The following is a 10358-nucleotide window of genomic DNA, read 5'->3' as shown; positions in this document are numbered from 1 at the left end:
TGACCGCGCGGGGAGGCACGGTGTTGGCCGTGCCGGTGAACCGCGAACCTCAACCTTCCGCACCCCCTTCCTCTGTGGGCGTGTAGGAGTTGGAATCTCCCGCGTCCACACGGGGGAGGACGTCAACTGCTCAGGCTACGGAACCGCGACCCCCTAGGCTGGGGCCATGGTCGGAACCCCCCTGACCCTCGACCAGGCGGTGGACCTCACCCGCACCGGTGACCTGTGGGTCTTCCGCGGGCGCAGTGCTGCCGACCGCGCCATCCAGATGACGACGAACAGCCCCGTCAACCATGTCGGGATGGCGGTCGTGCTCGAGGACCTGCCGCCGCTGATGTGGCACGCGGAGCTCGGCCGGTCGCTGCGGGACGTCTGGACCGGCGGCCACCATCGCGGCGTGCAGCTCCACGACCTGCGCGAGGCTGTCGTCGTCTGGGGCACCCGGTACGGCCAGCGGGCGTGGTTGCGGCAGCTGGACCCGACCGTCGGCCGCGCCGCGGAGGACGCCGTGCTGCGCACCGTCGCCCGGCTGGACGGCACGCCGTTCCCGTCCACCGCCCGGCTCGCGGCCCGCTGGCTGGGCGGCCGGGTGCCGCTGCCGCGCCCACCGGGCCGGGTCCGGGCCTGGGCGAGCCACCGCCACCGGCACCGGCCGGCCCCCGACGGCCCCGGCCCCGGCCCCGAGCAGGGGATGGCGACGCAGGAGCGCCCTGCGTCGGACGGATCGGCGCAGGTGGGACTGGAGTCCGCCTACTGTGCCGAGGTTGTCGCGATCACCTACGAGGCGATGGGCCTGCTGCTGCCCGGCCGGCGCCCGAACTGGTATGACCCGGGCCGGTTCTGGAGCGGGGACGACCTGCCGCTGGCCGACGGCTACCGCCTCGGCACCGAGGTCGCCGTGGCGCTGCCCGCGGGGCCGCCGCCGGTGGGGCCGCCGCCGGTGGGGCCGCCGTCGGTGGGGCCGCCGTCGGTGGGGTGAGCTGCCCGGGCCGAGGCCAGGATCCGCCGGACCGAGTGCGGCGTCACGAACAGGGCCTCCGCGATCTCCTGTTCGTCCGCCCCGGCCGCCTGCCGGCGCAGGACGTCCCGCTCGATGGACGTCGGGCCGAGGGCCGGAGGCCGGGTCGCCAGGGGTTCCCCGGCGCCGGTGAGCTGGTCGCTGATCCGCCGGTACAGCCCGGTCGCGCCGCACCGCCAGGCCTGCTCGGCCGCCTGGACCAGCATCGCCCGGGCCCGCTCCCGCTCCCGGGCCCGCTCCCGGTCCCCCGGGTCCGCGGTGGCCGGCCTCGCCTGTGTAGCCGGGGTCCGTGGGGTGACGAGGCGGCTCGCCAGGGCACGCAGGGCACGCGCGTGCTCCAGCCGAGCCCGCGTCGGGGCGAGCAGCGCCTCGGCCTCCCGGAGCTCGGCGAGGCCCCCGTCACCGTCGCGGTTACCCTCACCGCTGCTGCCGCCGCCGTTACCGGCGCGGATCTCGCCGAGGAGGCGCAGCGTGCGGCCGACGGCGGTCGGCGTGCCCCACGCGCGGGCCGCGGCGAGCTCGCCCCTGAGCAGGCTGACGGCCTGGTCGCGCTGACCGAGCCCGGCCAGCGCCTGGGCGCGCAGTGAGTGCCAGGGCCGCCAGGCCGGGTTCCTGGCGTGCGCCATCAGCGTGCGGACCTCATCCAGGCTGGTCAGCGCCTCCGCGTGGCGGCCCTCGGCGATGAGCAGGCTGGCGTGCATCTCGCCGAACAGCCGCATGCCCTCGGGCGAGCGCGGCTTGTCACGTATGGCGTCCGCCAGCGCCCGGGCCTGCGCGAGGTCCCCGATGTCGACCAGGACGCCGACGGCGTACGAGTCGCTGTGGCCGGAGCCGAAGGCCAGCCCCCAGGTCGCCGACTGGTCGCTGGCGAGCTGGAAGATCTGGTAGGCCTCGCGCAGGTCACCGTGCCCCCAGCGGGCATAGGCCCGCCAGATGTTGGCGGCCAGCGCCCCGAACACGGAGCCAAGCTGGTGCACGTGGTCCAGGCCGTCCTGGAACACCGCGTCGGTGTCCTCGTCCGCCAGGTGCAGCGCGACTGCGGCGACCACCCAGAGCAGCCCGACGTCCGCGCGGGTCAGCACCCCGCCGGTGACGGCGAACCGGGCCAGCTCGACGGCGCGCGGTCGGTCAACCCCGTCGATCAGTGCCTCCCAGGCGAGCGCCGCGGCCAGCATCCGCGCGCCGGGGCCGTCGCCGGTCACGGCCGGTTCGGGCGTCCGGCGCCAGACCGCCGGGTCGACGTCGTGCATGTAACCGCCGATGCGGGCCAGGCCGAACAGGCCCTGGCGCTCGTCGCCCAGCTCGTCCGGCAGCTCGTCGGCGACCCGGTAGCCGAAGCGCGTCGCCTCGCCCTGGGAGCCGGCGAACACCAGCGCCCGGGTCAGCATCTGCGCCACCAGTGCCCGGCGCGGCCCGGGTTCGAGCGCCTCGTACGCCTCGGCCAGGTGGGTCAGGGCCGCGACGCCGTCGCTGAGCACGGCCACCTGACCCAGCTCGAGCAGCACCTGCGCCCGCAGGTCCGGCTCGGGCTGCTCGCGCAGCGCGCGGACCAGGTAGGACGCGGCAGCGTCCGGAGTGCCCCGCTCGGTGGCCCGGGTCGCGGCCTGCCGCAGGACGCCGACCACCCACGGGTCGCCCCGGTGCGGCACCTGCAGCAGGTGCGCGGCGATCTGCTCCGGCGCGGCACCGGACCGGTACAGCTCGCGGGCCGCCCGGTCGTGGTGCAGCTGCCGCTCCCCCGGCGGCAGGTCGCGGTAGACGGCGTCCGCGACCAGTGGATGGACGAAGCCGAGCGGGTAGTCGTCGCGCAGCACCTCGGCCCGGGCCAGCGTGCCGACGGCCGCCGCCGTCGCCGCGTCGGACAGGCCGGCGAGCGCGGCGACGATCGGCAGCACCGCGCCACCGCCCAGCACCGCGATCCAGCGGGCGACAGTGGTGCTCTCCCGCGGCATGCGCGCCAGCCGCATCAGCACCAGGCTGGACACCGCCCGCGCCCCGATGGCGGTGACGGTGCCCGCCTGCGCGCTCCGCGGGCGGACCCCTTCGGCCTGCAGCGCCCGCAGCAGCTGCCGCAGGTAGAGCGGGTTGCCGGCGGTGGCCCGGTGGCAGGCGGCCACGAAACCGTCCTCGGCGTCCGTGCCGAGCCGGCCGCGCACCAGGTCGGCGACGCCGCCCGGGCCGAGCGGCGCCGGCCGGATCCAGACCGTGCCGGGATCGTGCGTCAGCTCGGCCAGCAGGCCCTCCTCGTCACTCGGCTCACCGGTCCGCAGCGTCGCGACGATCAGGACGGGCATGTCCTCGGCCCGCCGCACCAGGTATGACAGGAAGCGCAGCGAGGCGCTGTCACACCACTGCAGGTCGTCGACGGCGAGCATCACCGGCCCGTCCGCGGCGAGGCGCACCGTCAGCCAGTACAGGCCATGCAGGACCGCCAACGAACCGTCACCTCGCCGCCGGCCCGGTGGGTACCCGCCGGCGGTCGGATCAGCCGCCCCCGCCAGGCCGGGCCCGCCGGCGCCCGCCGCACCCGCGGTGCCCACCAGGCCGGCCGGGCCGACCAGGACACCCGGTCCGGGGCCGGGATCAGGATCGGGCAGCCGGACGTCGAACACCGACGCGGCCTGCGTCGCCGGCCCGACGAGCACGCCACGACCCGCCGCACCGGTGGCGACCTCCGCCTCGTACAGCTGGCGGACGGCGCCGAAGCCGTACTCCCGTTCCAGCTGGCTCCCGCGGGCCGTGAACACCCGGAACCGTTCCGGGACGGCGAGACGACGGGCCTCGGCCAGCAGTCGGCTCTTGCCGATCCCGGCCGGGCCCTCGATGACCACCAGCCTGGCCTCGCCCGCCGCCGCCTCCGCCACACAGGCGGCCAGCTCGGCGACCTCACGATCCCGATCCACCAGTCCTTCCCGGACCGGCGACGGGGACGGGGACGCTGGTGCCGCCGATGCCGACGGTACGAACTCCGGCGGCGCCGACAACGGCGCGGCGGCCGGCCTGGTGGCAGCAGACGGCTGGGTGGCAGCAGACGGGGGCGCGGCCCACGCCCCGGGGGCGGTCGGTGGCGGTGCCTGCAGCGTCGGTGACTGGCGGAGCACCTCGGCCTCCAGCGCGCGCAGCGCCGGGCCGGGATCCGCCGAGCTCGTCCGCGAGCACCTGCCGGGCCCGGCGCAGCGCCGCCAGCGCGTCGCCCTGCCGCTGCGCCCGGTACAGGGCCAGGACGAGCAGCCGCCACCGCTCCTCCCGCAGCGGCTGCTCGGCGACCAGCGCCTCGAGCTCGGGCACCACCACGGCGGTCTCCCCGCGGCCGAGCCGGCCCTCGATCAGCTGCTCGCGGGCGACCTCCCGCAGCTCGGCGAGCCTCGCCGCCTCAGGGCGGGCCCAGGCCTCGTCCCGGTACTCGGCGAACGCCGGCCCACGCCACAGGCCCAGCGCGGTGGTGAGCAGGTCGACCCGTACCTGCGGCTCGGCGCCCGCTCCGGAGCGCCGCACCAGCTGTTCGAACCGCCAGGCGTCCACCGCGTCGGGGGCGACCCGCAGCGCGTAGCCGGACCCCATCCGGACGATCACCGTCCCGCGGGACCGGGCGGCGCGTTCCGGTTCCAGGGCGCGCCGCAGGTGGGACACGTACGACTGGAGCGCGCCGTGCGGCCCCGACGGCGGCCGGTCGGCCCACAGCAGGTCGATCAGCCGGTCGGCGGCGACGGCGTCCCCCCGGGCGATGACGAGCAGGCCGAGCACCGCCCGCTGGCGACGCCCGCCCAGGTCGAGGGCCACACCGCGACGGGAGACCGTCAGGTCACCCAGCACGCTGATCAGCGGCAGGTCGGCCTCGGCCGCTCGACCCGATCCACCCGGAGCACCCAGAGCAGCCGGACCAGCCGGACCAGCCGGATCCGTGCGGCCGTCCGGGGCCTTCGGGACGTTCCGGTCACCGGTGCCGGGTCCTCCTGCCCAGCCCTGACCACCGCGCACAGCTCTCCCCCTCAGCGCCGCCCGCGTTCGGCGTCCGAGCGAATGTACGACACCCGCCGCCCTGTGCCATCCGGCCTTCTTGGGACGGCTTGTCAGTCGACGTCAGTCGTTCTCAAGTGGTCCGCAAGCGGCCGCTCCCAAGTGCACCGCAAGGCGCCTGACGCACTGTCGTCCCGCCAGCCCAGACACCAGGGAGACGCACCCGTGAACATCGACCAGCTCCACCCCGAGACCGCCCCGTCCGCCATGGCGACGGCCCCGCCCACCGTGCTGTCCCCCGCGCCGGTGCCGGCACCCGGGTCGGTGCCGGCACCGCCCGCCGGCGGCCTGCTTCTCGCGGGCGACCCCGGCTACGAGGCCGCCCGCCTGCCGTGGAACGCGGCCGTCGACCAGCGCCCCGCCGCGGTCGCCCATCCCGCGGACGCCGCGGAGGTCGCCGCGGTGGTCCGGATGGCCGCCGCCAACAACCTGCGCATCGCCGCCCAGGGCACCGGCCACGGCGCGGCGTCCCTGGGCGCGCTCGACGACGTCGTGTTGGTGCGGACGTCCAGGCTGACGGAGGTCACCATCGACCCGCGGGCCCGGCGGGCCCGGGTGGGCGCCGGTGCGCTCTGGCTGGACGTCGTGACGCCGGCCGCCGCCCACGGGCTGGCCGCGCTGCACGGCTCGTCCCCGGATGTCGGGGTCGCCGGCTACTCGCTCGGTGGCGGGCTGAGCTGGTACTCGCGGGCGCTGGGTCTGCAGACCAACAGCCTGACCGCCATCGAGCTGGTCACCGCCGACGGGACCCTCGTCCGCGCCGACGCGGATCACGAGGCCGATCTGTTCTGGGCGCTGCGCGGCGGCGGCGGCAGCTTCGGCGTCGTGACGGCGCTGGAGTTCGACCTCCACCCGATCGACACCGCCTACGCGGGCCTGCTCGCCTGGGACTGGCGGCACGCGGAACGGGTGCTCACCCGCTGGGCCGACTGGGCGGGCACCGCGCCGGAGGCGGTCACCACCGCGCTGCGGCTGCTGCAGGTCCCACCGATTCCGGAGATGCCCGAGGCGGTCCGCGGCCGGCAGCTGGTGGCGATCGACGGCGCGGTGCTGGGCGACAACGCCGACGCCGAGCGGATCCTGGCCCCCCTGCGCGAACTCGGACCGGAGCTTGACACCTTCACCCGGCTGCCGGCACCCGCGCTGATCCGCCTGCACATGGACCCGGAGGGACCGACACCGGTGGTGTCCGCCAGCCGCATGCTCGCCGGGCTGCCGGCGGGGGCCGTCGACGCCGTGCTGAACACCGCCGGCCCCGACTCGGGGACCTCACTGGCGGTACCGGCCGAGCTGCGCCAGCTCGGCGGGGCGCTGGCCCGGCCGGCTCCGGGCGGCGGCGCGCTGGCCTGCCTCGACGGCGCGTTCGTGCTGTTCTCCTGCGGGGTCGTGCCCACACCGGATGCGGCCGCCCAGGCCGTCGCGGACGCCCGCCGGGTCGCCGCCGCGCTGGCCCCGTTCGCCGGCGGCCAGGAGTACCTCGGCTTCGTCGAGGCGGAGGTCGACGCCTCCGCCGGCTACGACCCGCGGACCTGGGCCCGGCTGCGCGCGATCCGCGCCGCGGTGGACCCGGGTGGGCTGTTCGTCGCCAACCACCCCGTCCCCCCGGCTGCCTAGTGCCGGGCACGGCACCCGTGCGGCCGCCGCGCCGGCCGCCGCCACGGCCGCCGCCACGGCCTCGGCCTGGCTCCCGGCCTGGATCTCGGCCTCGGCCGCTGCCCTGGCGCCGCCGGCCTGGCGGGCCGCTCCCGCGGCCGCCCCCACCCTTCCCGATCTTCCCCACCTCGACGCAGAGAGGACGCAGCGAGGATGCCTGCAACCGTGAACACGATCGACCCCCGGCCCGCGTTGGTGGCCCGGCGGCTCGTCGTGACCGTGCTGATGTCAGACGTCCGCGGCTACAGCGGCATCGCGGAACGCACCGATCCGATGGTGCTCGCCGGCCAGCTCGACGCCCACCGGCGGGAGATGGCCGCCGCCGTCCTCGGCGCGGGCGGGACCGTCATCCAGTACGCGGGTGACGCCGTGCTCGCCGCGTTCGGCGTCCCGGGGCCCGCACCTGACCACCGGGAGCGGGCCTGCCGGGCCGCCGCCGCCATGCACCGCCGGCAGCGGCGGCTCGACGAGACCTGGGCCGCCCAGGGCCTGGCGCCGTTCGGCCTCGGCATCGGGGTGTGCACCGGCGAGGTCGCCGCCGCCGTTCTCGGCGACGACGAGCGGCTCGGGTTCACCCTGGTCGGCGACACAGTGAACCTCGCCGCGCGGCTGCAGGCCATGGCCCGCGAGCCCGGCACCACCGTCGTCTGCGCCCAGACCGCCGCCGGGCTGACCGGGGCCGGCGACGGCGCTGTCGCGCTTGCGCCCACGACCGTCAAGGGCCGGGTCGCGCTCGTGCAGGCCTACCGGCTGGCGGCCGCGGCCGCCGGTACCGCCGCGCTGCAGCCGCTGGCCACGCACCGCGCCGTGCTGCGGGAGGTCTCCGCCGGCAGCCCGGCCCGGCGGGCCGCCTGACCACTTCATCCGCAATGGCAGAATCAGCCGCGATGCGCCGGCCGGCGGCCTACCGGTCACGTGAGGTGAGCTGATTCGGGGTGATGCGCATGGCGGTGGGCGGGGTGACGCCGCTGCTGACGACCGACCCCACGCTCCTCGGGCCACACACCCTCGAGGGCGTGCTCGGCACCGGCGGGATGGGCCGGGTCTACCTGGGCCGCTCTCCGCAGGGGCGCCGGGTGGCCGTGAAGGTCATCCACGAGCACCTGGCCCGGGACGGGCAGTACCTGGCCCGGTTCCAGCGCGAGGCGAGGATCGCCTGCAGCGTCGCGCCGTTCTGCACCGCGGAGGTCCTCGACTTCGGTGTGGCCGACGGCCGGCCCTACATCGTCACCGAGTTCCTGGACGGGCCGACGCTCGCCGAGGCCGTCGACGAGAACGGCCCGCTGTCCACCACCGACCTGCACCAGCTCGCCGTCGCGATCGCCGCCGCACTCACCTCCATCCACAACGCCGGCCTCGTCCACCGGGACGTCAAGCCGGGCAACGTGCTGCTGTCGAAGACCGGGCCGCGGCTCATCGACTTCGGCGTCGCGATGTCGGTCGAGTCGGCCTCGCTGCTGACCGGGGCGTCCGACACCGTCGGCACCCCGGCGTTCATGGCACCCGAGCAGGCCGCACGGGAGGCGACCGGCGCCGCCGCGGACGTCTTCGCCTGGGGTGGTGTCGTCGCGTTCGCCGGCACCGGCCGGTCGCCGTTCGGGCTCGGTGCCGCGCCGGCCGTCATGTACCGGGTGGTGCACGGCGAGCCGGACCTCGACGGGCTCGACACCCGCCTGCTCCCGCTCGTCCGCGCCGCGATGAGCAAGAAGGCGCCCGAGCGGCCGACCGCCACCGACCTTCTCGGCCAGCTGACCGGCTCGACCCGGCCGATGGCCGCCATGCCGCCGATCCAGGCCCAGCCCCGGGCCCAGGCCGCGCCCGGCCAGCCGCCGGTCGCCGAGCCGATGCAGACGGCAGTCGGCATCGGACCGCCCGCCACACCCCCACCGGTGGCGGGGGCGGCGGCGGCAGGAGCGGAGCTGCTGACTTCGGCCTTACCGCCGGCCGGGGCGGACGTGCCGGCGTCGGCGCCGGCGTCACGCAGCGGGGCGTCCCCGGATCCCGGCCCCGCGCCCGGTGCGGGGGTCGGGGTGGGGGGCGGGCAGTCGCGGGCCGGGCACAGACGCCACCCACCCGGGAGAGGGCGACGGACGCTCGGGGCAGTCGCGGCGGCGATCGCCGCCCTCGCGGCCGCGGGCGTGGCGCTTCTCCTGGTCCGCTCCATGCCGGACGCCGCTTCCTCCGGTGCCCTCGACGCTCCCGCGGTGACCGCCTCCAGCACCGGAGCGGCCGCGGGCCCGGCGTCAGGTGCCGCCGTCCCCGCGGCCGTGACGACGCCCTCGGGCCCGCCCGCCGCCACCGGAACGTCCCCGCCGCCCGCGCCGGCCTCCTCCGCCCCACCGAACAGTGCCCCGACCACGGTGCCCGTCACCGACGACGTGCCGGGGGCCGCGGGCGCGCCGGGGCCCGCCCCCGAGCCGGCCGGCGGGCGGCACACCGTGCAGTACTGGACCGAGGTGCTGCGGACCCTCGACCGGGGCCGGGTCGCCGCCTACGCGGCCGCCGACATCGATCTGCTCGGCCAGGTGTACACCGAGGCCAGCAGCGCACGGGCCACCGAGGAGGAGTCGATCCGGGCCATGATCGCGGTCGGCGGCCATGGCCAGGGCGGCGAGCAGGTCATCGACTCCGTGGATGTGCTGACCGAGAACGAGCGCATCGTGGTCCTGCGCTTCACCTCGCACATGATGCCGTTCTCCGTCGTCAACGCCTACGGCCGGACACTGACCCGGCAGGCGGCCACCGGCACGATGGTCCAGGACGTCAACCTCGTCCCGACCGCGGCCGGGTGGCGGGTCTCCCAGATCACCCGGGTCTGAGCGGCGGTCCGTCACCACGCAGCCGGGGCCACCCTCGACCGCGGCGGATCACTGAGCCGGCGCCAGGTCCCACGAGAGCGGCGGGGCGGCTTCGGACCGGGTGAACGAGGAGAAGTCGGTGGTCGCCCGGAAGGCCGGCAGCTGGTAGAGATCGCGGGCGTAGGCCCCCAGGTGGCTGAACTCCTCCAACGCAGGCGCACCCAGCTCCGCCGGACCGCGCACGGCGTAGCGGGCGAGCGTCACCCACAGCCTGAGGTCGGCCTCGGTGAGTGTGTCACCGACCAGATAACGCGAGCCGGCCAGCCGGCGGTCCAGCTCGGCGAACGCGCCGAGCAGGGCGGCCCGGGCCTCAGCGTCACCGCGCGCCCGCATGACCCCCCAGTTGACCGCGGGGCCGATCCAGGTGTCGAGCCGCTCGATCTCGGGGCGCAGCGCCTCCGGATAGGTGTCCGCGCCGTTGGACCACGCGCGGAACCGGGTGGCGACGTCGATCCCGATGTTGGCGTAGGTGTTGCTGACGACCTGCCCGGTCGCCCGGTCCCACAGCGTCGGCACCGAGACGTGCCCGTCGAAGCCGGGCTCGGTCGCCTCGTAGGCCTCGCGCAGCAGGGTGAAGCCGTTCACCGGGTCCGGGCCCCGAGCCGCGCGGAAGGCCCAGCCGCGGGCGTCGCGGGTGTCGTCGACGTAGGAGACGCTGTTGGCGTCCTCCCCCTCGTGAACGAGAGGGATTCCAACTCCTACACACCCGCCAGGGGAGGTGCGCGGTGTTGAGGTTCGCGGTTCACGGGCACGGCCAGCGCCACGCCTCCCCGCGCGGTCACCGCACGTCCTGCGGCGATGTTGCGCGCTGC

At 76.4% G+C, this 10358-nt stretch carries 7 protein-coding genes; 4 read left to right on the top strand and 3 right to left on the bottom strand.

What is annotated here, in order from left to right; translation table 11 throughout:
- The first annotated feature begins 166 nt into the window (after window positions 1-166).
- Entirely contained in the window at window positions 167-979 is an 813-nt protein-coding gene (locus AB1460_RS33455) for a hypothetical protein (protein ID WP_368966250.1), read from the top strand.
- On the opposite strand, the gene AB1460_RS33450 is transcribed toward AB1460_RS33455, so the two are convergent.
- Together AB1460_RS33450 and AB1460_RS33445 are read right to left on the bottom strand one after the other, a co-directional pair.
- Complete coding sequence (locus AB1460_RS33450; protein WP_368966249.1) at window positions 874-3921, bottom strand: helix-turn-helix transcriptional regulator; 3048 nt, start codon at window positions 3919-3921, stop codon at window positions 874-876. The genes AB1460_RS33455 and AB1460_RS33450 overlap by 106 nt on opposite strands.
- Window positions 3905-4996 carry an AfsR/SARP family transcriptional regulator gene (locus tag AB1460_RS33445; RefSeq protein ID WP_368966247.1) on the bottom strand — a complete coding sequence of 364 codons (1092 nt, stop codon included), beginning with the start codon at window positions 4994-4996 and terminating at the stop codon, window positions 3905-3907. Before AB1460_RS33445 ends, AB1460_RS33450 begins: the two co-directional genes overlap by 17 nt.
- 204 nt (window positions 4997-5200) lie before the next feature.
- Between AB1460_RS33445 and AB1460_RS33440 the strand changes: the two genes are divergently transcribed.
- The 3 genes from AB1460_RS33440 (at window position 5201) to AB1460_RS33430 (ending at window position 9507) form a co-directional block, all read left to right on the top strand.
- Entirely contained in the window at window positions 5201-6649 is a 1449-nt protein-coding gene (locus tag AB1460_RS33440; RefSeq protein WP_368966246.1) for an FAD-binding oxidoreductase, read from the top strand.
- 204 nt (window positions 6650-6853) lie between these two features.
- The gene (locus AB1460_RS33435; RefSeq protein ID WP_368966244.1) at window positions 6854-7543 is read left to right on the top strand and encodes an adenylate/guanylate cyclase domain-containing protein; all 690 of its coding nucleotides are present in this window, start codon (window positions 6854-6856) and stop codon (window positions 7541-7543) included.
- An 89-nt stretch (window positions 7544-7632) separates the two neighbouring features.
- On the top strand, window positions 7633-9507 hold the full coding sequence (locus AB1460_RS33430) for a serine/threonine-protein kinase (protein ID WP_368966243.1): 1875 nt from the start codon (window positions 7633-7635) through the stop codon (window positions 9505-9507).
- Between the two features lie 48 nt (window positions 9508-9555).
- On the opposite strand, the gene AB1460_RS33425 is transcribed toward AB1460_RS33430, so the two are convergent.
- On the bottom strand, window positions 9556-9879 hold the full coding sequence (locus AB1460_RS33425) for a glutathione S-transferase C-terminal domain-containing protein (RefSeq protein WP_368966251.1): 324 nt from the start codon (window positions 9877-9879) through the stop codon (window positions 9556-9558).
- Between the last annotated feature and the right edge of the window lie 479 nt (window positions 9880-10358).

The sequence above is a fragment of the Parafrankia sp. FMc2 genome (genome assembly GCF_041008525.1).
Classification (GTDB): Bacteria; Actinomycetota; Actinomycetes; order Frankiales; family Frankiaceae; genus Parafrankia.
Note: the sequence above shows the minus strand (reverse complement) of the source record. Positions and strands in the feature narration are given on the sequence as shown.

What these genes read in the sequence shown, in the direction of transcription:
- AB1460_RS33425 (WP_368966251.1), bottom strand. Translation starts at nt 9,879, where the DNA reads ATGCGGGCGCGCGGTGACGCTGAGGCCCGGGCCGCCCTGCTCGGCGCG.
- AB1460_RS33430 (WP_368966243.1), top strand. Translation starts at nt 7,633, where the DNA reads ATGGCGGTGGGCGGGGTGACGCCGCTGCTGACGACCGACCCCACGCTC.
- AB1460_RS33455 (WP_368966250.1), top strand. Translation starts at nt 167, where the DNA reads ATGGTCGGAACCCCCCTGACCCTCGACCAGGCGGTGGACCTCACCCGC.